Below are 21,453 nucleotides of genomic sequence, written 5' to 3' on the forward strand. Positions count from 1 at the left end.
GGCGGTGTGTCGTCCGCCGGGTGGCGGCGGTGTGTCGTCCGCCGGGGGCGTGCTGTCAGTTCGCCGCGTCGCGGCGGGCGGAGATCTTGCTGGGGAGCGACCAGAGTTCGGTGAAGCCCTTCGAGAGCGACTGGTCGAACGTGTCGCCGGTGTCGTACGTGGCGAGGTCGAAGTCGTACAGGCTCTGCTCCGAGCGACGGCCGGTCACTGTCGCCCGACCACCGTGCAGCTGGAGGCGGACGTCGCCGGAGACGTGCTGCTGGGTGTGGTCGACGAAGGCGTCGAGGCTGCGCTTCAGCCCGCCGAACCACAGGCCGTCGTAGACCAGGTCGGCCCACTCCGACTCGACACCGCGCTTGTAGCGGTTCACGTCGCGCTCGAGGGTGAGGCGCTCGAGCTCCTCGTGCGCCGTGATGAGCGCGATCGCCGCCGGGGCCTCGTACACCTCGCGCGACTTGATGCCGACGAGGCGGTCCTCGACGACGTCGATCCGACCGACGCCGTGCTTGCCGGCCACGGCGTTCAGCTCCTGCACGATCCGCAGCACGCTGAAGCGCTGCCCGTCGAGCGCCACCGGGACGCCGCGCTCGAACGTGATGGTGACCTCGTCCGGGTCGCGCGGGACGGCGGGGTCCTGCGTGTAGGTGTAGAGGTCCTCGGTCGGGGCGTTCCACGGGTCCTCGAGGAAACCCGTCTCGACCGCGCGGCCCCACACGTTCTGGTCGATCGAGTACGGCGACCGCTGCGACTGCTGGATCGGCAGGGCGTGCTGCTCGGCGTACGCGATCGCCTTGTCACGGGTCAGGGCGAGGTCACGCACCGGCGCCACGCTCCGCAGGTCCGGGGCGATCGCCGCGACGGCGGCTTCGAACCGGACCTGGTCGTTGCCCTTGCCGGTGCAGCCGTGCGCGACGCTGTCGGCGCCGAGCTGCTTCGCCGTCAGCGCGAGGTGCTTCGCGATGAGCGGGCGGCTCAGCGCCGACACCAGCGGGTAGCGCTTCTGGTACAGCGCGTTGGCCTTGAGGGCCGGCACGATGTACTCGTCGGCGTACTCGTCCTTGGCGTCGACCACGATCGACTCGACGGCCCCGCAGTCGAGCGCGCGCTGTCGGATCGCGTCGAGGTCCTCGCCGCCCTGGCCGACGTCGACCGCGAGTGCCACCACCTCTTTGCCGGTGGCGTCACGCAGCCAGCCGATCCCGACGGAGGTGTCGAGGCCGCCGGAGTAGGCGAGGACGACGCGGTCAGCCATGGTGCTCAGGCGTTCGCGGCGAGGAGCCAGGCCAGCAGCGCCTTCTGGGCGTGCAGACGGTTCTCCGCCTCGTCCCAGATGATGCTGCGCGGCCCGTCGATGACGTCGGCGGTCACCTCGAAGCCACGGTCGGCGGGCAGGCAGTGCATGAACACCGCGTCGTCGGCGGCGTGTGCCATCAGGGCGTCGTCCACGCGGTACCCGGAGAAGGTGTCGAGGCGCGACTGCTTCTCGGACTCCTTGCCCATCGACACCCAGGTGTCGGTGACCACGACGTCGGCACCGGCGACCGCTGCCACCGGGTCGGTCACGACCAGGACGGAGCCGCCGGTCTCGGCCGAACGGTGCTCGGCGTCGGTGACGACCTGCGGGGACGGCGAGAACTCGGCGGGAGCCGCGACGCGGACGTGCATGCCCGCGGTCGCGCCGGCGAGCAGGTACGACTGCGCCATGTTGCTCGCGCCGTCGCCGATGAACGCCACGGTCTGGCCCGCCAGCGTGCCGCGGTGCTCGCGGATGGTGAGCAGGTCGGCGAGAAGCTGGCACGGGTGGAAGTCGTCGGACAGCGCGTTGACCACGGGGACGGTCGTGCCGGCGGCCATCTCCTCGAGACCGGCCTGCCCGTAGGTGCGCCAGACGATCGCCGACACCATGCGCTCGAGCACGCGGGCGGTGTCCGACGGGGTCTCCTTGCCGCCGAGCTGGCTGTTCGCCGTCGAGATGATGAGCGGGCTGCCGCCCAGGTCGGAGATGCCGACGTGGAACGACACCCGGGTGCGGGTCGACGACTTGTCGAAGATGACCGCGACGCTCTGCGGGCCAGCGAGGGCTTCGCGCCCCAACGGTCGGCCTTCATCTGGTCGGCGAGGTCGAGGATCGCGGACTGCTCGGCCTGGCTGAGGTCGTCGTCCCGGAGGAAGTGGCGGGTCATGCGGAGGTCTCCTGGGCGGCAGCGACGGCCGCGAGGCTCTGGGCGAGGATCGACACGAACTCGTCGATCTCGGCGTCGGACACGATGAGCGGCGGCGCGAGGCGCAGGCTCGACTCGTTCGGGGCGTTGATGATGAGGCCACGCTCGAGGGCGGCGGCGTTCACCGCGGCCGCGATCGGGCCGGTGAGCCCGACGCCGATGAGCAGGCCGGTGCCGCGGACCTCTTCGACGAGCGGTGAGCCGATGCCGGCGATGCCGGCCCGGATCCGCTCGCCCTTGACCACGGCGGCCGCGACGAGGTCGGCGCGCTCGATCTCGGCGAGGACCGCGTTCGCCACGCGGGTGCCGAGCGGGTTGCCGCCGAAGGTCGAACCGTGCTGACCGGCCGAGAACAGGTCGGACGCCCACCCGAAGGTCACGAGCGCACCGATCGGGAAGCCGCCGGCGATGCCCTTGGCCACCGTGACGGCGTCGGGGGTGAAGCCGTGGCCCTGGTAGGTGAACCAGTTGCCCGTCCGGCCGACGCCGGTCTGGATCTCGTCGAGGATCAGCAGCGCACCGTGCTCCTCGGTCAGCCGGCGCGCGGCGAGCAGGAACCCCTCGGGCAGGTCGACGACGCCGGCCTCGCCCTTGATCGGCTCGATGACGATCGCGGCGACCGTGTCGTCGATGGACGCCTCGAGCGCAGCGACGGTGGAGTCGATGTGCTCGACCCCGGGGATCATCGGCAGGAAGTCCTGCTGCAGCGCGGGCTTGCCGGTGAGCGCGAGTGCCCCATCGTCCGGCCGTGGAACCCCTGCTTCAGCGCGAGGATGCGGGTCTTCTGCCCGTCGGCGCCCTTGTTCAGGCGCGCGAGCTTGAACGCGGCCTCGTTCGCCTCGGCACCGGAGTTGCCGAAGTACACCCGCCCGGCGTCGCCCGCACCGGTGATGCGCTTGAGACGCTCCGCCAGCTCGAGCTGCGGCGGCGTCGCGAAGTAGTTCGACACGTGCACGAGCTTCGCGGCCTGGTCCGCGATCGCCTCGACCAGGACAGGGTGCGCGTGGCCGAGCGAGTTCACGGCGATGCCCGCCAGGAAGTCGAGGTACTCGTTGCCCTCGACGTCCCAGACACGGCAGCCCTGTCCGCGCTCGAGCATGATCTTCGGCGGGGTCAGGGATCGCATGAGCGACGCCCCGAACCGGTCGTTCCAGGTCTCGGTCTGCGTCTCGCTGCTCACGGCTGCTGCCCCTTCTCGGTCGTGCTGGCCACGTGTTGGCCGGTGCTGGTGCTCGTCGACGGTGCTGCGACGCGTCGGCCGATCTCGGCGTGGGTCATCTGGTTCTCGGTGCGTCGGCTCGGGTCCGGGATCACCTCGGTGCCCGCACCGCGCAGGGTGAAGACCTCGAGCAGGATCGAGTGCGGGATCCGGCCGTCGATGATCGTCGCGCCGCCGACCCCGCCGACCACGGCGTCGAGGCACGCGGTCATCTTCGGGATCATGCCCGACTCGAGCGACGGCAGGAGCGCGCGGAGCTCCTCGACCGCGATGAGGTCGACGAGCGAGTCGCGGTCCGGCCAGTTGCGGTACAGGCCGGGGACGTCGGTGAGCATGATGAGCTTCGATGCCCGCAGCGCGATCGCCAGGGCACCCGCGGCCGCATCGGCGTTCACGTTGAGCGCCTGGTCCGGGTGGGCGTCGTCGATCGCGATGCTCGAGACCACCGGGATCCGGCCGGCCTCGATCGCGGCGAGCACCCCGGAGGGGTCGACGTGGGTGATGTCACCGACGTGCCCGAGGTCGTACTCCTGCCCGTCGACGACCACGCCCTTCTGCTCGCCGGTGAACAGCGACCCGCCATCGCCGAACACGCCGACGGCCAGGCCCTCGCCGTGCTCGTTCATCAGGTCGACGATCTCGCGGTTGACCTCGCCAGCCAGGACGTCGCGGACGACCGAGATCGCCTCGGTCGTGGTGACGCGGTAGCCGCCACGGAACTCGGACTCGATGCCCTGTTCCTTGAGCGCGGCCGAGATCTGCGGACCCCCGCCGTGCACGACGACGGGGTGCAGCCCGGCGTAGCGGAGGTAGACCATGTCCTCGGCGAACGCACGCTTGAGGTCCTCGTTCACCATGGCGTTGCCGCCGAACTTGACGACGACGACCTTGCCGGAGAACCGCTTGAGCCACGGCAGGGACTCGATCAGGGTCGCGGCCTTGACGGCGGCGAACTCGTGCTCTTCTTCCTTCGTGAGGGCGTCCCGGCCCCTTCGGTGTCGTTCGCCATCAGCTGGAGTACGCGCTGTTCTCGTGCACGTAGTCGTGCGTGAGGTCGTTGGTCAGGATCGTCGCCGAGTGCGTCCCGACGCCGAGGTCGATGCGCACGTGGGTGTCCCGCGGCGTCAGGTCGACGGTGTCGCTCGGCTGGTCCGGGGCGCCGGCGTGGCAGACCCGGACACCGTTCATGCTGACGTCGACCGCGTACGGGTCGAAGTCGGCGTCCGTGGTGCCGATGGCCGCGAGGACCCGGCCCCAGTTCGGGTCGTTGCCGAAGACGGCGGCCTTGAAGAGGTTGTTGCGCGCGACACTCCGGCCGACGGTGACGGCGTCGTCCTCGGTCGCGGCGTGCACGACCTCGATCGCGATGTCGTGGCTGGCGCCCTCGGCGTCCTGCTGCAGCTGGCGGGCCAGGTCGGCGCAGACCGCGGTCAGGGCTTCCTGGAAGTCGCCGACCTCGGGCGTCACCCCGCTCGCACCCGACGACAGCAGCACGACGGTGTCGTTCGTCGACATGCAGCCGTCCGAGTCGACGCGGTCGAAGGTGATGCGGGTGGCCGCACGGAGCGCCTGGTCGAGCTGGTCCGGGGTCTGCACGGCGTCGGTGGTGATCACGACGAGCATCGTCGCGAGCCCGGGTGCGAGCATGCCGGCACCCTTCGCCATGCCGCCGACGGTCCAGCCGTCCTCGGTCACCACGGACTGCTTCGCCCTGGTGTCGGTCGTCATGATGGCCGTGGCCGCATCCGGGCCGCCGTCGGCGCTCAGTGCAGTACTCGCCAGGTCGACCCCGCGCAGCACGTTGTCGCGGAACGTCTGGTCGCCGACCCCGATGAGGCCGGTGGAGCACACGACGACGTCGCCCGCGCCGATGCCGAGGGCGTCGCCCACGGCTTCGGCGGTCAGGTGCGTGGTCTGGAACCCGAAGGGCCCCGTGAAGCAGTTGGCGCCGCCGGAGTTCAGGACGACGGCCCGCGCGACGCCGTCACCGACGGCCTGGCGGGACCAGATCACCGGGTGCGCCTGCGCGCGGTTGCTGGTGAAGACCGCGGCCACGGCCGCGTCGGGCCCGTCGTTGACGACGAGTGCCACGTCCGGCTTGCCGCTGGTCTTCAGGCCGGCGGTCACCCCGGCAGCGCGGAAACCCGCTGCCGCGGTGACGCCCTGGAGGCCCGGTTCGCCCTGGGTGGGCTTGCTCACGTCGGTGAGGTCGGTCACGGTGCGACTCCGTCCACGCTGAGGCCCAGGGTCTCCGGCAGACCCAGGGCGATGTTGGTCGACTGGACGGCGGCACCCGCCGTGCCCTTCGCGAGGTTGTCGAGTGCCGTCACGGCGACGACGCGGCCTGCGGCCTCGTCGACCGCGATGCCGACGAGCGCGGTGTTCGCGCCGATCGTGTCCGCGACCCGGGGGAACTCGCCCTCGGGCAACAGGTGCACGAACGGCTCGTCGGCGTAGGCCTGCTCCCAGGCGAGCCGCACGTCGCGGGCGCTGACACCCGGGGTGATCTTGGCCGTCGTCGTCGCGAGGATGCCCCGCGACATCGGCACGAGCACGGGCGTGAACGAGATCGTCACGTCGGCAGCGCCCGCGACGACCAGGTTCTGCTGGATCTCCGGGACGTGCCGGTGCGTGCCGCCCACCGCGTAGGCGCTGGCGGAGCCCATGATCTCGGACGCCAGGTAGGTGTTGGCGAGCTTCTTGCCGGCACCGCTCGGGCCGACGCTCAACACCGCGACGATGTCGTCCGACTCGACGAGCCCGGCCTGGATGCCCGGCTGGATGCCGAGCGTCACCGCGGTGACGTTGCAGCCGGGGACCGCGATCCGCTTGGTGCCGACCAGGGCCGAACGCTGCTTGCCCTGCGACGCGATGTCCTCGACCTCGCGCCACTCATCGGCCGAACCCGGGGTCGGGGCGGCGAGCAGGAGCTCCGGCAGGCCGTAGGTCCAGGCGCCGTGGTAGTCGCCACCGTAGAACTGCGCCCAGGCCGCGGGGTCCGTCAGACGGTGGTCCGCGCCGCAGTCCACCACGAGGGCGTCGTCGCCGAGCTCCTCGGTGATCGCCCCCGACTGACCGTGCGGCAGCGCCAGGAACACGACGTCGTGCCCTCGGAGCGTCTCGGCCGTCGTCTTCTCGAGGGTCAGGTGCGACAGCGACCGGAGGTGCGGCTGCGTCGCGATCAACGGCTGTCCGGCGTTCGAGAACGCCGTCACCGTCCTGACGTCGAACTCGGGATGGGCGGAGAGCACGCGCAGGAGCTCACCACCCGCGTAGCCGGAGGCTCCCGCCACGGCGACGGATACGGACATGGGATTCCACCTTTGGTCGGACTGGTCGTCGAGAGAGTCGGAGGCGGCGACCCCGGGCGGTGCTGATCCCGTCGTGGGTCAGTCGCGCAGGGTCGCCCCGAATCGCTCGCCGGCACGTCGGACTGCGCCGTCACGGGCCTCGGTGGCCTCGGCAGCGGTCAGCGTGCGGTCCGTGGCACGGAAGCGCAGGGCGAACGTCAGGGACTTCTGTCCCTCGTCCACGCCGGAGCCCCGGTAGTCATCCACGAGCCGAGCATACTCCAACAGGTCTCCGGCACCAGAGCGGACCGCATCCAACACGTCACCGGCCGGCACCCCGGCGTCGACGACCAGGGAGAGGTCCTGCGTCGCTGCCGGGTACGACACGATCGGCGCGACCGCGACGAGGTCCGGGGCCGCTGCCACCATGGCGTCGAGGTCCAGCTCGACCACGGCCACCACGCGGGGCAGCACCGCGGCGGCGGACAGTTCCGGCAGGAGTTCGCCGGCGACGCCCACGACGGTGTCGCCCACGAGCAGCGACGCCGCGCGGCCCGGGTGCAGGGACGGGTGGGTGGTCTGCGCGACGCGCAGTTCCACGCCGACGGCCCACGCGACCTGGCGAGCCGCGTCGATCGCATCGGCGATGCCGTACGGCTCCGCCGTGACACCCGCCTGCTTGCCGACGCGGTTGCCGGTGAGCAGGGCGGACACGTGGAACGGCTGGGCGGGCAGGGACGCGTCGAGCGCCTCGATCGTCGCGTGGTCGGGCAGCGCGGCACCGGCCGGCACCTCGTCGGTACCGAGCGTCACGCCCGTCACCGGCAGGAACACCCGCGAGGTCTCGTAGAGCGCGACGTCGAGCAGGCCGCGCGAGACGTTGCGACGGGCGGCGTCGACGAGGGCCGGCACACCACTGCGGCGGAGCAGGTTCTGCTCGCTGTCGAGGGCGTTGGCGAGGACGACGCTCGGGCCGCCCTCCGGGTCGATCCCCGGGTAGGCGTCCTGCGTCGCGGCGGAGACGAACGGCGCCGTCACCGCTTCGACCAGACCCGCGGCGGCGAGGGCCGCGGAGACCCGACGGCGCGCCTGCTGGTGCGGGGTGAGTCCGCGTCCGGGCGGGGCGACGGGGAGCACGCTCGGGATGCGGTCGTACCCGACGATCCGCGCGACCTCTTCGACCAACGTGGTGTCGTCGGTCAGGTCGGGACGCCACGTGGGCGGGGTGACAACGAGCTGTTCGCCGTCGGCCTGCACCGTCGCGCCGATCGCACGGAGGGTGTCCACGACCTCGGCGTCGGTGTAGTCCACGCCGATGAGCTCGGCCGGACGCGAGGTCCGCATGGCGACCGTCGCGCGGGGCTCGGTGTCGACGAGCGTGGAACCGAGGGCGTCGGCCGTGCCGCCGGCCAGCTCGACGAGGAGGTCGACGGCGCGGTTCGCAGCAGCCTCGGCCACGAGCGGGTCGACGCCGCGCTCGAACCGACGGGAGGCCTCGCTCGGCAGCTTGTGGCGGCGAGCGGTCCGCGCGATCGAGACCTGGTCGAAGCCGGCTGCCTCGATCAGGACGTCGGTCGTGCTCGCCGAGATCTCGGTCCGGGCACCGCCCATCACGCCGGCGAGCCCGACGGGGCCGTCGCCGTCGGTGATGACGAGGTCCTCGGGGTCGAGCTTCCGCACGGCGCCGTCGAGGGTCTCGAGCGTCTCGCCGACAGCCGCACGACGGACACCCAGGCCGCCGCGGACGGTCGACAGGTCGTAGCCGTGCAGCGGCTGGCCGAGCTCGAACATGACGTAGTTCGTGATGTCGACCGGCAGCGAGATCGAACGGACGCCTGCCAGCGCGAGACGCGACACCATCCAGGCCGGTGTCTTCGCGGTGGGATCGATGCCACGGACGACGCGGGTGACGAAGGTGCTCGCGCCGACGCGACCGCGGATCGGGGCCTGGTCGTCGATCGTGACCGAGAAGCCCTCGGCCGTGCGGGGTGCGACCCGGTCGGAGGGGTCGTGGAAGCTCGCGCCGGTGGCGTGGGCGTACTCACGCGCGACACCGCGCATGCTCAGCACGTACCCACGGTCCGGCGTGACGTTGATCTCGACCGCCGCGTCGTCGAGGCCGAGGAGCGCGATGGCGTCCTGGCCGACGTCGGGCTCCATGTCGAGGTCTGCGAAGCGGAGGATGCCCTCGTGCTCGTCGCCGAGACCGAGCTCGCGTGCCGAGGCGATCATGCCGTCGGAGACGTGGCCGTAGGTCTTGCGGGCCGCGATCGGGAACGGTCCGGGCAACACGGCACCGGGCAACGTCACGACGACGAGGTCGCCCACGTCGAAGTTGTGCGCACCGCAGACGATGCCGCGGGGCTCGGGCTCACCGACGTCCACCTGGCACCAGTTGATCGTCTTGCCGTTCTTCTGCGGCTCGGGGACGCGCTCGAGGACCCGGCCGACCACGACGGGGCCGGTCAGGTCGAACGTGTGGACGTCCTCTTCCTCGAAGCCGACCGACACGAGCGCCGCGTGGACGTGCTCGAGGGTGACGTCCTCGGGGAGGTCGACGGACTCGCCGAGCCAGCGGAGTGGGACGCGCATCAGACCACCGTTCCGAACTGCTGCGAGAAGCGGATGTCGCCCTCGAGGAAGTCACGCATGTCGTTCAGGCCGTTGCGGAACTGCAGCGTCCGCTCGATGCCCATGCCGAAGGCGAAGCCCTGGTACTCGTCCGGGTCGATGCCGGCGGCACGCAGGACGTTCGGGTTGACCATGCCGCAGCCGCCCCACTCGACCCACCGGGCGCCACCCTTGGCGTTCGGCTGCCAGACGTCCATCTCGGCGCTGGGCTCGGTGAACGGGAAGTAGTTCGGGCGCAGACGGATCTGTGCCTCGGCGCCGAAGACCTGGCGGGCGAAGTGCTCGAGCGTGCCGCGCAGGTGCGCCATCGTCAGGCCCTTGTCGATCGCGATGCCCTCGACCTGGGTGAAGACCGGCAGGTGCGTGGCGTCGAGCTCGTCGGCGCGGTACACGCGGCCCGGGGCGATGACGTAGAGCGGGAGGTCGCGGGACAGCAGCGACCGCACCTGCACGGGCGACGTGTGGGTGCGCATGACCAGGTGGCGGTCGACGGGCTCGACGAAGATCGTGTCCGCCATGGCCCGGGCCGGGTGGTCCTGGTCGAAGTTCAGGGCGTCGAAGTTGAACCACTCGTGCTCGAGCTCGGGGCCCTCTGCCACTTCCCACCCCATGCCGACGAAGATGTCCGCGACGGCTTCGTTGAGCAGCGAGAGCGGGTGGCGCGAGCCGGTCGGGCGGTGGGTCGGCAACGCGGTGACGTCGACGCGCTCGGCCTCGAGCCGCGCGTGCTCTTCGGCCACGGCGAGGACCGACTCCTGCTCGGCGATCGCCGCGTTCAGCCGCCCGCGGGCCTGACCGACGAGCTTGCCGGCAGCGGCCTTCTGCTCCGGCGGGACGCTGCGCATCGACGCGTTCATCCGAGCCAGCGGCGACTGCTCACCGGTGTGCTCGGCCCTGGCCTGCTTCAGTTCGGCGACCGTCGTCGTGGCGCGGACGGCGGCGAGTGCTGCGTCCACGGCGTCGGCGACGGCCGATTCGCTGATCTCGAGAGGTTCTGACACGAGACCCAAGCCTACCGGCCGACGGGATACCACCCGCCTGCACCGAGCAGACGGTGGATGACCGTCAGTACCGGCAGGCCTGTGGAGGAACGTCAGCTCCGGAGTGCGAACGCCGACTCGTACAGGCAGACCGAGGCCGCGGTCGCCAGGTTCATCGACTCCGCCTGGCCGTAGATCGGCACCTTCACCGCACGGTCGACGAGCGCGAGGTCCTCGGTGGTGAGCCCACGGGCCTCGTTGCCGAACACCCACGCGGTCGGACCGTCGAGCATGCCCTCGGCCCGGACCACCGGCAGGTCGTCGCCCGAGACGTCGGCCGCGAGCACGGTGTACCCGAGTGCCTTCGCCCGCGCGATCGTGTCGGCCAGGGTCACGCCGACCGACACCGGCACGTGGAACAGCGAGCCCGTGGTCGACCGGACGACCTTCGGGTTGTACGGGTCCACGGACCGCCCGGTGAGGACCACCGCGTCGGCGCCGGCGGAGTCGGCGGCGCGGATGATCGTGCCGGCGTTCCCCGGGTCCCGCACCTCTTCGAGGATGGCGACCAGCCCCGGCAACGCGGCCGGCTCGTCGGTGTCCCCACGGGCCTCCAAGTCGACGGCAGCGGCAGCGGCACCGACGCGACGGTCCGGGAAGACGTCCTTGACCGACGTCGGGAACTGCTGGCAGACGGCGACCACGCCCTGCGGCGTCACGGTGTCGGCCATCGCGTCGAGGACCTGCTCCGTCACGAACCAGGTGTCGACCGGCGCGTCGTCGAGCCCGTAGCGGGCTGCGGCAGTCGGCGTCACGTAGAGCTCGCGCAGGAGCTCCGGGGCGTACTCGAGTGCTTCACGCACCGCCTGCGGCCCCTCCAGCAGGAAGAGGCCCGTTTCGGCACGGACGTCCTTCTTCGACAGGGCCGCGACGGCCTTCACGCGTCCGGCACGGGGTTCTCGAGGAGTTCGCTCACGACCCAAGTCTAGGAACGACGAAACCCCCGCCGTGCGGCGGGGGTTTCGCGAGCAGAAGAACTGACTACGCAGCCTTCGGGGCCGAGGTGTCGGCCGGGAGGGCCTTCTTCGCGGTCTCGACGAGCGCGGTGAAGGTCTCGGGGTTGTTCACCGCGAGGTCGGCGAGGATGCGACGATCGACCTCGACACCGGCGAGACCCAGACCCTGGATCAGACGGTTGTAGGTCAGGCCGTTCGCACGGGACGCAGCGTTGATGCGCTGGATCCACAGGCGACGGAACTCGCCCTTCTTCGCGTGACGGTCGCGGTACGCGTAGACCAGGGAGTGGGTGACCTGCTCCTTGGCCTTGCGGTACAGACGCGAACGCTGGCCGCGGTAACCCTCGGCGCGCTCGAGGATGACGCGGCGCTTCTTGGCGGCGTTGACCGCTCTCTTTACTCGTGCCATTGCACTATTCCTTTACGATCCGGGGCTCAGTGGCCGAGGAGCTTCTTGACGTTCTTCGCGTCTGCCTTGGAGAGGACCTGGTCCTCGTTCAGGCGGGCCTTGCGCTTGGAGCTCTTGACCTCGAGGTTGTGACGCATACCGGCCTGCTGCTTCATGACCTTGCCGGTACCGGTGATCTTGAAGCGCTTCTTCGACCCGGAGTGGGTCTTCTGCTTGGGCATGGTGGTGCCTTTCCGTGGGATGGATGGGAGCCGCGTCGTTGCGGGGTCGGTCTGGGTGACCTACTCGGCGGGAGCGTCGCTCTTGGCCGGTGCCGTGTCCTGCGCGGGAGCCTCGGCCGGGGCCTCGGTCTCCGTCTCGGCGTCAGAGTGGTCCTTCGCAGCGTGCTCGGTGGCACGACGCTCGGCCTTCTGTGCAGCGCGCTTCGCGTTCTGCTCGCCCTTGACGTCGGACTTGTTCTTCAGGGGGGCGATGATCATCGTCATGTTGCGGCCGTCCTGGGTGGGACGGGACTCGACGACGCCGAACTCGGCGATCTCCTCCGCGAACTTGTGGAGGAGACGGACACCCTGCTCCGGACGCGACTGCTCGCGGCCACGGAAGAGGATCATCGCCTTCACCTTGTCGCCACCGAGGAGGAACCCCTCGGCGCGCTTGCGCTTCGTCTCGTAGTCGTGCACGTCGATCTTCAGGCGGAAACGGACCTCTTTCAGGTCCGTGTTCACCTGGTTGCGACGGGCTTCCTTGGCCTTCTGAGCGGCTTCGTACTTGAACTTGCCGTAGTCCATGATCTTGGCCACGGGCGGCTTCGAGTTCGGCGCGACCTCGACCAGATCCAGTTCGGCTTCCTGCGCGAGGCGCAGTGCCATGGCGATCGGGACAACGCCGACCTGCTCACCCTGCGGGCCGACGAGTCGGACTTCGGGAACGCGGATTCGGTCGTTGGTACGGGGATCGGTGATGCGGAGCTCCTTCAATCAGGTGGTGGTCGTCCGGGACGTTTGCCCTGGACGACAGCACGAGAGAGGAGATCTGACGCACGGATCGGAACCCGTTCGGCAGCCGCCCTGCGTCGGATCCGTGGACCCGACCGACGTGTGCACCCAGTTGCTGTGCACTCGTGGAGCGGTGGTGACCCGGTAGCCTGGTGGAACGCGGCCGCGGGTGGGAGAGACTCCTCTTTCGTGACACCGTCCGAGCGCTTCAGGAGAACCTGATGGCACACGGACAGCATCTGCCGCGAGCGAGTCTAGCAGAGGAGCACCGTGACCGACACCCCGATCGACGACGACGGCAGCGGCATCGACGCCGCCAGGGACATCTCGGAGGTGCCGGCCGTCGAACTCATCAACACCGTGGCCGTGCACCTGCTCAGTGCCGCCGCCGTGAAGGTCGGCCTGGCCGACGACCCCCTGGAGCAGACCGACCTGGACGAAGCGCGCAAGCTCATCACCGCACTGGCCGGCCTGGTCACCGCTGCGGCGACGGAGATCGGCGACCACCACGCCCGTCCGCTGCGCGACGGGCTGCGCTCGGTGCAGCTCGCGTTCCGCGAGGCGTCGGCGATCCCGGACGCGCCGGGCGCCGGGCCGGGCGAGAAGTACACCGGCCCCGTCAACTGACGGCTGGCAGCCGACCCGTGACGGGCACTGTCCGTCACGGCGTCGGACGGGAGGCCCGTGGCGGGATCGCCACGGGCCTCCCGTCTCCCTCGGGGTGTGCGGTCAGGACGCGTGGCGGCCGACCAGGCGGGTGACGGCCGCGAGCGGGATGCCGACCCAGTCGGGTCGGTTCCGGGTCTCGTAGACGACCTCGTAGACGGCCTTGTCGAGCTCGAACGCATCGAGGAGCTCCCGGTGCGCGCGGAGGTCCGCGCCGGTGCCCCGCTGGTACCCGTCGAGGAACCGCACGCGTGCTTCGTCCGCCCATCCCGCTGCGTCGACCGGTTCCGCGTCGTGCGCCAGGGCTCCGGCGACGTAGTCGAACGACCGGAGCATGCCGGCCACGTCGCGGAGTGTGACGTCCGGCAACGAGCGCTCGGCCAGGGGGCGGAGCGGCTCCCCCTCGAAGTCGAGGAAGACCCAACCGCGCGGCTCGGGGGCGGCGAGCACCTGCCCGAGGTGCAGGTCGCCGTGGATGCGCTGCAGGTCCGGCCAGGGCGTCGCCGTCGCCGCCGCGTACACCGCACGGATCGCGTCTGCGTGCTCGGCGACGGCCGGGGCCTCGCGCGCGGCGGTGTCGAGCCGCTCGTGCATCGTCGCGACGGCCGTGGCGCGTCGGGCCTCGTCGCCGGGCTCGGACGGCAGTGCCTCGGCGAGAGTGCGGTGGACGTCGGCGAGCGCCACCCCGAGCTGCTCGGCCCGGTCGCCGAAGGGGTGCCGGCGTGCGCTTCCTCGAGGGCCACGCGCCAGGCGTCCTCGAGACCCGGCAGGAACTCCTGCGCGAACGCGAGGTGACCGGTCGCGGTGCCGCTGCCCTGCCCGACGTCGGGCCAGCTGCCCCGCAGTGCGCCGTAGACCTGCGGGACTCGCGCGCTGCCGGCTGCGGACAACGCGAGCTGCGTCGTGACGTCGGGGTTGTCGCCGTGGTGCAGGACGCGGAACACCTTGATGATGACCCGGGCGCCGGACTCGGTGTCACAGATGACCGAGGTGTTGGACTGCTCGCCCGTCAGGACGCGGGCAGCGGTGACGGTGCCGATGGGGCGGAGGCTCTGCGGGTCCGCGTCGATGCGTGCGGCGAGCGCCGTGATCCACGTGTGGTCGGTGGTGGCGTCGGCGATCGTGCCGTCGGGGCCACTGGTCACGGGTGACTGGTAGAGGACCGGAGCCGCTGGTGCTGCGGGGGCTTCGTCGAGGACGAGCCGGGTGCCGTCGGCGGTGGAGAGGGTGCGGAGGCGCGGCACGGACCCCTTCGAGGCGTACCACCGGCGGTCGGCGATCCAGGACTCGAGGTCGTGGTCGCTGGGGGCGGTGGCGCTGGGGGTGCGGTGTCGCGGGTGTCGGGTGCGGTGTCGCGGGTGTCGGGTGCGGTGTCGCTGGTGTCGGGTGCGGTGTCGCTGGGGTGGCGGGCTCCGTCGCTCATGCAGCGGACCGTACGCGCCGAGTGCTGGCGAGGTGCCGAGTCCGCCACTCATCCCTGCACAGCTCGCGGTTCTGGGCCGCCCGTCCACAGAACGCGCCCGCGCTCGGACCGCACGGGCGCCGGCGGACGACACTTGCGGACATGCCGAGCCAGCACCCCGCCCCCGACACCGCCCGCACCGATCCCCGCCGGAGCTGGCGGATCCCCGACGACCGCCGACTGCCGGCACTCGAGCCCCTCGCATCCGCCGTCGAACGGCACGAGCCCGTGACGCTCCGCGAGACCGTGTGGGACTCCGACGAGCGCGTGCTCGCGGCCGAAGGGGTGACGCTCACCCGCGCCCAGGACGGTTCCTGGAGCCTCGACCACGGCGACGGCCCGGGACCGGTGGGCGCGGACCTCGATCGACCGGACCGCGAGCAGCCCCCGCGTGACGGGGTCGAGGTGTTCCTGCGCGGGCGGGCGGTGGCGACGGTCCGCGTCCGGGACACCACGACGACGCTCGTGACCCTGCGCGGCAAGGACGGTCGGGTGCGGGCCGAGATCGCCGACGTCCGCGTGGACGAAGGCGACCCGGACACCTCCGTGCTGCGGTCCGCACGGTGGTGGGCGCTGTCGGACGACGGGCGGGACGGCACCACGGCACGAGCGGCCGAGCGGGCCCTGGACGACGCGGCCACCGAGCCGCCGTCGACCTCGGCGGTCGCGGTCCCGCCCGCACCCGTGCTCGCACCGGAGCGGCGCGGCATCCGGGCGAAGCGACCCCGTTCGGGCACCGCTGCGGCGTTCGTGCTGCGGGTCCTCGAGTCGTTGCGCGCCGACCTCGTCGCGGTCGACCCCCGGGTCCGCGCCGACGACCACGAGTCGGTGCACGACTTCCGGAAGGTGGTCCGTCGACTGCGGAGCGTGCTCGCGGCGTACCGCGGAGCACTCGACCGTGAGGCGACCGAGGCACTGCGGGCCGCCCTCGCCGAGGCCGGACGCGTCGCCGGTGTCGCCCGCGATGCCGAGGTCCTGCACGGCGGGCTGTTCCGGTCGGCGGCGCGGGCCCCCGACGGCTTCGTCGACGCGCCGACGCTGGACCGGATCGGCGCGCAGGCGGCGGCACTCCGCAGTGCGGCCGCAGCGGAACTCCGCCAGGCGCTGCGCTCGGACGACTGGTTCCGCACCCTCGACGCGGTCGACCAGCTGCTGCTCCGTGCGCCGGCCGGACCGCACGCCGACGACGACGCCGCCGCCTTCGTCGCGAAGCGCATCGACCGCGAGCGCGCTCGGGTCCGAGAACTGGTCGACGGTAGGGAGGCGGGTCTCGACGTCCTGCACGAGATCCGGAAGGCGGCACGGCGCCTGCGGTACGCGCTGCAGGCAGCCGGTGACGTTGCCGACCTCGGGAAGCGACGGCTAGGCCGACTGCGGCGGGTGCAGGAGACACTCGGTGACGCCCTCGACGCGGCCCACGCGGCGGAGGCCTACCGGCAGCTGTCCGGGCCCGCGGCTCGGGACGGCGCCGACACCTTCGGGTACGGGGCGCTGGCGACGGCCGAGCACGCGGTGCTCGAGCGGGGCTGCGACGATCGCAGAAGGTGCTCGCCCGGCTGTGAGCGCTGCCCGGCCTGCTGCTCGTCGGGCTGCTCTGCGAGAATCGCAGGCGTGCCCCACTACCTCGAGGACCTCGCCGCCGGACAGACCTTCACGACCCCGGGTCGCACGATCACCGAGGCGGACGTCGTGTCCTTCGCCTCGTGGACGAACGACAACAACCAGGTGCACACCGACGTCGAGTTCGCCGGCAAGACCCGGTACGGCCAGCGGATCGTGCACGGCTTGCTCGGCACCTCGCTCTGCCTGGGGCTGATCGCACGGACCGGGGTGTTCGAGGGGTCGGCCGTGGCACTGCTCGGGATCGACCAGTGGCGGTTCACCGCGCCGGTGTTCATCGGGGACACCGTGACCTGCGAGGTCGAGATCCTGTCGACGCGCCTGACGAGCTCCGGCACGACCGGCATCGTCGAGCGGACGGTCTCGCTGCGGAACCAGCGCGGCGACGTCGTGCAGCAGGGACGCATGGACGTGATGGTCCTGACGCGCGACGCCGCGATCGCCTGACGTCGCCCCGAGCACCCGCCGGGTTCTCCGGATGGCAATCGTTGCGACGCTCTTTACAACGATGTACCGGCGCGGGAGCATGGACCCATGAGCACGCTCGACGGCACCGTGGCCGCACCTGACACCGCATCCGCTCCCGCACTCCCCCTCGCCTCGCGACAGGACGGCACGTACCCCCGGCCACAGATGCTCCGCACCGCCTGGGCCGACCTCGACGGCACGTGGTCCTTCCGGAACGACGGCGACGACACCGCCTGGCGCACCGGGTTCCCCGACGCCCGCGACATCGTCGTGCCGTTCCCGCCCGAGTCCGTCGCCTCGGGCATCGACGAGCCCGGCTTCCACCCCGTGGTCTGGTACTCCCGCGCGATCACCCGCGCCGACCTCGGGGCAGCCGGACACGGCACCGCCGCACCCCGACTCGTCCTGCACTTCGGCGCCGTCGACTACCGCGCCCGCGTCTGGATCGACGGCCAGTTCGTCGGCGAGCACGAGGGCGGCCACACGCCGTTCTCCTTCGACGTGACCGACGCCCTCGCCACCGACCCCGACGCCGTCCACACCCTGGTCGTCCGCGCCGAGGACGACCCGCACGACCTGACCCAGCCCCGCGGCAAGCAGGACTGGCACGAGGACCCGCACGCCATCTGGTACCGCCGCACCACGGGCATCTGGCAGACCGTGTGGCTCGAAGCCGTGCCGACCGCCTCGATCGAGTACCTGCGCTGGACGAACGTCGACCACGCCACCGTCCGCCTGACGGTCCGGATCGCGGGCGGCCGCACCGGCGGCGAGCGCCTGCGCGTCGTCGCCCGGTGGGACGAGCGCGACGAGCACCTCGCCACCGTCGAGGCCACGCTCGGCGACACCTCCGACGAGTTCGACGTGGTCGTGCCGATCTCGCGCCAGGACGAACGGGCAGGCCGAGGACGAACTGCACTGGACCCCGGACGCCCCGCGCCTGGTCGACGCCACGGTCTCGCTGCTCCCCGTACCGGCGCGACGCCGATCGACTCCGTCGCGTCCTACTTCGGACTCCGCACCGTCGGCGTCGACGGCGGCACCTTCCTGCTGAACGGCCGCAGCTACGACGTCCGCAGCGTCCTGAACCAGGGCTACTGGCCGGACTCGCACATCGCCGCACCGTCGCGCGAGGCGCTGCGCCGCGAGGTCGAGCTCATCAAGGAGCTCGGCTTCAACGCGGCCCGCAACCACCAGAAGATCGAGGACCCCCGGTTCCTGTACTGGGCGGACCGGCTCGGCATCCTGGTCTGGGGCGAGGCCCCCGGCGCCTACGCCTTCTCACCGCGAGCCGTCCAGCGCCTGATGCGTGAGTGGATGGACGCCGTCGAGCGTGATGCCTCGCACCCGTCGATCGTCACGTGGGTGCCGGCGAACGAGAGCTGGGGCGTGCAGCACATCGCCACCGACCCGGCGCAGCAGGCCTACGCCCGGTCCTTGGCCGACATCACACGGGCGATCGACCCGACGCGTCCGGTGATCTCGAACGACGGGTGGGAGCACACCAACTCCGACATCGTCACGGTCCACGACTACGAGGGTGCCGGCGACGCCCTCGCGGAGACCTACGCGGACGATGCCGCCCGCACGGCACTGTTCGCCCACTTCGGCCCGGCGGACCGCTGGGTGCTCGTGGGTGGCGCGCAGGACCTCGGCCAGCCGGTGATGCTCACCGAGTTCGGTGGCGTGAACTACCAGCCGGGTGCACAGCGGGAGGACGGCTGGGGCTACACCTCGGCCAGCGACGGCGACGACTGGGTCACCCGCATCACGGCGCTGTACGACGCGATCCGGGCGAGTTCGTTCCTGGCGGGCTCCTGCTACACGCAGCTGACCGACACCATGCAGGAGACCAACGGCCTGCTCAACGCCGACCGCTCCCCGAAGGTCCCGATCGAGCAGATCCGTCGCGCGGTCACCGGTCGCTAGCCGGGAGGCCCACACTTCGTGAGCAGCAATGGTCGGGTCCGGCAGACGGACCCGACCACCGCTGCTCACGATGCACGCAGGTCGGCGCGCGGCCCGACGCATGGCCGCCCGCTGGCGCGGGTACGGGCCCTGGTCTGCGAGGATCGGGCGGGTGACGAGCGTGGCGGAGACGAGCCGGGCCTCCCGGTCGGGGGTGCGCAGCCTGCTGACCGGACCCCGCAGCGCGTGGACCGCGCCCCTGCTCATCTGGGCCGCCTCGCGCCTGGTGAGCACGTTGCTGCTCGCCACCATGTACGTGCTGGCGACCGCGAACGACTGGACGTTCGCGTCGTACCGGCAGGACCCGTCGTTCTTCACGTTCTCCGGATCGTGGGACGCCTCGTTCTACCGGACGATCGCGGAGCACGGGTACCCGGCCACTCCCCCTCGACGCCGCGGGCCACGTCGCGCCGAACGCCTGGGCGTTCCTGCCGGTGTTCCCGGCCATCGTGCGCGCCGTCATGGCCCTGACGGGGGCGTCGTTCTGGGTCGCGGGCGTGCTCGTCGCGACGATCGCGGGCGCCGGGGCCTGCGTGCTGCTGTACCGGCTCGTGCTCGCGGTGGGCTGCTCGCACCGGGCCCGCTGGGCCACGGCACTGTTCGCGTTCGCGCCGACCGGGTTCCTGCTGCAGGTCGCCTACGCCGAGAGCCTGCTGCTCGTGCTGCTGTTCGGCGCGCTGCTGGCGCTGGTGCGGCGTCGGTACTGGCTGATCGCGCCGCTCGGCGTGGTCGCGGCGTTCACGAAACCCGGGGTCCTCGCGTTGGCGGTGGCGCTGGCCGTGCACCTGGTCGTCCGGTGGGTGGGGTCCCGCCCGTCTGCTCGACCTGCCGAGGTGTTCCCGTGGCGTGACCGCATCACGATCGTGGCGTCCGGCCTCCTCGTCGCGGCGGCGGGTCTGGCGTGGCCGGTGATCGCCTCGGCGGTGACCGGGCGGCCGAACGCCTACCTGGACACCGAACTGTCGTGGTGGGTGGGGTTCGTCGGGCGACAGCACTTCGCCCCGCTGACGCCGTGGTTCACGATGGCCTCGACGTGGCTCGGACCGCTCGGCATCGTGCTCGTCGTCGCGGTGCTCGCCGGCGCCGTGTGGTTCTTCTCGCGCAGGAGCACCCGGGCCCTCGGACCGGACGTCCTCGCGTTCACGGCGTCGTACGGGCTGTACCTGGTCGCGGTGTTCCTGCCGCAGCAGTCGTTGCCGCGGCTGCTCATGCCGATGGCGCCGGTGCTCGGGTCGGACGTGTTCGTCCGGACGCGGCGGCGAGCGGTGACGTGGCTCGTGGTCGGGGTGTGCCTGCAGCCGGTCGCCATCGTGCTGCTCTGGTTCCTCGGGTACCCCTGAGCGGCTCGGGGTGTTCCTGAGCGGCTCGCGGCCCTCCTGAGCGGCTCGCGATGCGCTTGAGCGCTGCGCGGGCCCGTCGGGCTAGGCGTCGAAGGTGTGGAACCAGGCCGTCCCGCCCGGGTGCTGCACCGTGATCATCTCGTCGAGGTCGCGGTACGGGCCGTCCTGGTTGTGGCTCGCCGACTTGATGCGGATGGTGCCGTCGGGCTCGGTGAAGACCTCGGACACGATGGTGGTGTGGTCCGGAGATCCGTTCGCGTTCCAGTCGTAGAACACGATGTCGCCGACCTTGACCTCGTCGCGCTCGTCCGAGCTCCGACGCGTCAGACCGAACTCCGCGGCGTTCGTCTCGAGCCACGGGTCCATCGTCGGGCAGTACGTCCACGTGGCACTGTGCTCGGCACCGGCAGCCCGGTTGTACCAGTCGGAGCGCTGCTCCCAACCGCGGGCGATGAGCGTCTGGGAGACGTAGTTCGCGCAGTCGCCACCGATCGGGTTCATGGTGCCGTACTCGGACAGGTTGTAGTCCTTCCAGTGCGCCATCGCGTACTGGAGCTGCCGGTCGACGTCGGTCAGCGCGGCGTAGGCCATCGACGACGTCGCCACCGCGGTGGACGCATCGGGCACCGGCGCAGCCGTGGGGTCGGTGTCGCCGTGGCCGAGTCCTGCGTCGCGCCGGTCTGCCCGTCGTTCGCGGCGCTGCCGTTGCCGTCGGACGACTGGTTGGCGGACGGGCTCGGCTCGATCGACTCGGTGAAGAGCGCGACGGCGGCGTCACCAGCGGTGTACATCGCCTGGTGCGGGGCCGTGAAGGTGACCTTCGTGCCCGTGGCCGTGACGTCGCGCGCGGCCACCCCGCCGACCGTGACGCCCTTGACCGCGGCGAGGCCGGTGCCAGCGACGGTGACCGTGACGCCGCCGACGAGCGGGACCTGCGCCGGGGTGAGGGACTTCGCCACCGGCTTCGCGGACGGGGACGACGTCGTCTCGCCGCCGACCGGACCCTTGCTGCCGTCCTTCTTGCCGGCATCGTCGCTGCCGGACGAGCACGCGGCGACCGCGAGCCCGATCCCGGCGACACCGGCGAGGGACAGGAGTGCGCGGCGGTTCATCGAGGCAGTCATGACACAGCCAGCGTAAGCGACGCACCTGACGTTCCGACACGGC

At 71.5% G+C, this 21,453-nt stretch carries 18 protein-coding genes and 2 pseudogenes; 5 read left to right on the plus strand and 15 right to left on the minus strand.

Features of this window, described 5'->3' with window-relative positions; all coding sequences use genetic code 11:
* Positions 1-55: 55 nt before the first annotated feature.
* The 12 genes and pseudogenes from ACZZ0J_RS09865 to infC all read right to left on the minus strand — a co-directional run bounded on the left by ACZZ0J_RS09865 (position 56) and on the right by infC (position 12,744).
* Positions 56-1,252, minus strand: a complete 1,197-nt coding sequence (locus tag ACZZ0J_RS09865) for an argininosuccinate synthase (RefSeq protein WP_194647579.1) — start codon at positions 1,250-1,252, stop codon at positions 56-58.
* A 5-nt stretch (positions 1,253-1,257) separates the two neighbouring features.
* A pseudogene (gene argF / locus ACZZ0J_RS09870) lies at positions 1,258-2,183 on the minus strand (ornithine carbamoyltransferase).
* A pseudogene (locus tag ACZZ0J_RS09875) lies at positions 2,180-3,348 on the minus strand (acetylornithine transaminase). Before ACZZ0J_RS09875 ends, argF begins: the two co-directional pseudogenes overlap by 4 nt.
* A 50-nt stretch (positions 3,349-3,398) precedes the next feature.
* Entirely contained in the window at positions 3,399-4,370 is a 972-nt protein-coding gene (gene argB, locus ACZZ0J_RS09880; protein WP_463438172.1) for an acetylglutamate kinase, read from the minus strand.
* Positions 4,371-4,449: 79 nt separating this feature from the next.
* Positions 4,450-5,658 (minus strand): bifunctional glutamate N-acetyltransferase/amino-acid acetyltransferase ArgJ, encoded by a 1,209-nt coding sequence (argJ, locus tag ACZZ0J_RS09885; protein ID WP_463436571.1) that lies wholly within the window; start codon positions 5,656-5,658, stop codon positions 4,450-4,452.
* Complete coding sequence (locus ACZZ0J_RS09890; protein ID WP_159570165.1) at positions 5,655-6,752, minus strand: N-acetyl-gamma-glutamyl-phosphate reductase; 1,098 nt, start codon at positions 6,750-6,752, stop codon at positions 5,655-5,657. Before ACZZ0J_RS09890 ends, argJ begins: the two co-directional genes overlap by 4 nt.
* Positions 6,753-6,830: 78 nt before the next feature.
* Positions 6,831-9,323 carry a phenylalanine--tRNA ligase subunit beta gene (gene pheT, locus ACZZ0J_RS09895; protein ID WP_463436574.1) on the minus strand — a complete coding sequence of 831 codons (2,493 nt, stop codon included), beginning with the start codon at positions 9,321-9,323 and terminating at the stop codon, positions 6,831-6,833.
* Positions 9,323-10,363 (minus strand): phenylalanine--tRNA ligase subunit alpha, encoded by a 1,041-nt coding sequence (pheS, locus tag ACZZ0J_RS09900; protein WP_463436576.1) that lies wholly within the window; start codon positions 10,361-10,363, stop codon positions 9,323-9,325. Before pheS ends, pheT begins: the two co-directional genes overlap by 1 nt.
* 92 nt (positions 10,364-10,455) lie before the next feature.
* Complete coding sequence (locus ACZZ0J_RS09905; RefSeq protein WP_463436578.1) at positions 10,456-11,283, minus strand: TrmH family RNA methyltransferase; 828 nt, start codon at positions 11,281-11,283, stop codon at positions 10,456-10,458.
* Between the two features lie 100 nt (positions 11,284-11,383).
* The gene (gene rplT / locus ACZZ0J_RS09910) at positions 11,384-11,767 is read right to left on the minus strand and encodes a 50S ribosomal protein L20 (protein WP_111086285.1); all 384 of its coding nucleotides are present in this window, start codon (positions 11,765-11,767) and stop codon (positions 11,384-11,386) included.
* Positions 11,768-11,793: 26 nt separating this feature from the next.
* Positions 11,794-11,988: a 50S ribosomal protein L35 gene (gene rpmI, locus ACZZ0J_RS09915; RefSeq protein WP_111086286.1), complete on the minus strand. Its 195-nt coding sequence runs from the start codon at positions 11,986-11,988 to the stop codon at positions 11,794-11,796.
* Positions 11,989-12,048: 60 nt separating this feature from the next.
* Entirely contained in the window at positions 12,049-12,744 is a 696-nt protein-coding gene (gene infC / locus ACZZ0J_RS09920) for a translation initiation factor IF-3 (RefSeq protein WP_123293372.1), read from the minus strand.
* A 288-nt stretch (positions 12,745-13,032) separates the two neighbouring features.
* Here infC and ACZZ0J_RS09925 point away from each other — a divergent pair, with 288 nt between their 5' ends.
* Positions 13,033-13,389 carry a DUF1844 domain-containing protein gene (locus ACZZ0J_RS09925; RefSeq protein WP_463436586.1) on the plus strand — a complete coding sequence of 119 codons (357 nt, stop codon included), beginning with the start codon at positions 13,033-13,035 and terminating at the stop codon, positions 13,387-13,389.
* 102 nt (positions 13,390-13,491) lie between these two features.
* Here ACZZ0J_RS09925 and ACZZ0J_RS09930 read toward each other — a convergent pair whose 3' ends face one another.
* Complete coding sequence (locus tag ACZZ0J_RS09930; RefSeq protein WP_463436588.1) at positions 13,492-14,112, minus strand: hypothetical protein; 621 nt, start codon at positions 14,110-14,112, stop codon at positions 13,492-13,494.
* A 297-nt stretch (positions 14,113-14,409) separates the two neighbouring features.
* On the opposite strand from ACZZ0J_RS09930, the gene ACZZ0J_RS09935 reads away from it, so the two are divergent.
* The 4 genes from ACZZ0J_RS09935 (at position 14,410) to ACZZ0J_RS09950 (ending at position 20,286) form a co-directional block, all read left to right on the plus strand.
* Positions 14,410-14,586, plus strand: a complete 177-nt coding sequence (locus ACZZ0J_RS09935) for a hypothetical protein (RefSeq protein WP_463436590.1) — start codon at positions 14,410-14,412, stop codon at positions 14,584-14,586.
* Between the two features lie 406 nt (positions 14,587-14,992).
* A complete protein-coding gene (locus ACZZ0J_RS09940; RefSeq protein WP_463436592.1) occupies positions 14,993-16,957 on the plus strand; it encodes a CHAD domain-containing protein in 1,965 nt (654 codons plus the stop codon).
* A gap of 87 nt (positions 16,958-17,044) precedes the next feature.
* Positions 17,045-18,907 (plus strand): glycoside hydrolase family 2 TIM barrel-domain containing protein, encoded by a 1,863-nt coding sequence (locus ACZZ0J_RS09945; RefSeq protein WP_463436594.1) that lies wholly within the window; start codon positions 17,045-17,047, stop codon positions 18,905-18,907.
* A 473-nt stretch (positions 18,908-19,380) separates the two neighbouring features.
* The gene (locus tag ACZZ0J_RS09950) at positions 19,381-20,286 is read left to right on the plus strand and encodes a hypothetical protein (protein ID WP_463436596.1); all 906 of its coding nucleotides are present in this window, start codon (positions 19,381-19,383) and stop codon (positions 20,284-20,286) included.
* An 81-nt stretch (positions 20,287-20,367) separates the two neighbouring features.
* Here ACZZ0J_RS09950 and ACZZ0J_RS09955 read toward each other — a convergent pair whose 3' ends face one another.
* Together ACZZ0J_RS09955 and ACZZ0J_RS09960 are read right to left on the minus strand one after the other, a co-directional pair.
* Positions 20,368-20,913 carry an amidase domain-containing protein gene (locus tag ACZZ0J_RS09955; RefSeq protein WP_463436598.1) on the minus strand — a complete coding sequence of 182 codons (546 nt, stop codon included), beginning with the start codon at positions 20,911-20,913 and terminating at the stop codon, positions 20,368-20,370.
* Positions 20,859-21,398, minus strand: coding sequence for an IPT/TIG domain-containing protein (locus ACZZ0J_RS09960; RefSeq protein ID WP_463436600.1), 540 nt, complete (start codon positions 21,396-21,398; stop codon positions 20,859-20,861). The genes ACZZ0J_RS09955 and ACZZ0J_RS09960 overlap by 55 nt, the downstream gene beginning before the upstream one ends.
* Positions 21,399-21,453 lie beyond the last annotated feature (55 nt).

The organism is Curtobacterium sp. AC272 (genome assembly GCF_979258155.1).

Excerpts from the sequence above, each read along its gene's own strand:
- ACZZ0J_RS09865 (WP_194647579.1), bottom strand. The coding sequence starts at position 1,252 with ATGGCTGACCGCGTCGTCCTCGCCTACTCCGGCGGCCTCGACACCTCC.
- ACZZ0J_RS09890 (WP_159570165.1), bottom strand. The coding sequence starts at position 6,752 with ATGTCCGTATCCGTCGCCGTGGCGGGAGCCTCCGGCTACGCGGGTGGT.
- pheT (WP_463436574.1), bottom strand. The coding sequence starts at position 9,323 with ATGCGCGTCCCACTCCGCTGGCTCGGCGAGTCCGTCGACCTCCCCGAG.
- rplT (WP_111086285.1), bottom strand. The coding sequence starts at position 11,767 with ATGGCACGAGTAAAGAGAGCGGTCAACGCCGCCAAGAAGCGCCGCGTC.
- rpmI (WP_111086286.1), bottom strand. The coding sequence starts at position 11,988 with ATGCCCAAGCAGAAGACCCACTCCGGGTCGAAGAAGCGCTTCAAGATC.
- ACZZ0J_RS09935 (WP_463436590.1), top strand. The coding sequence starts at position 14,410 with ATGACCGAGGTGTTGGACTGCTCGCCCGTCAGGACGCGGGCAGCGGTG.
- ACZZ0J_RS09940 (WP_463436592.1), top strand. The coding sequence starts at position 14,993 with ATGCCGAGCCAGCACCCCGCCCCCGACACCGCCCGCACCGATCCCCGC.
- ACZZ0J_RS09945 (WP_463436594.1), top strand. The coding sequence starts at position 17,045 with ATGAGCACGCTCGACGGCACCGTGGCCGCACCTGACACCGCATCCGCT.
- ACZZ0J_RS09960 (WP_463436600.1), bottom strand. The coding sequence starts at position 21,398 with ATGAACCGCCGCGCACTCCTGTCCCTCGCCGGTGTCGCCGGGATCGGG.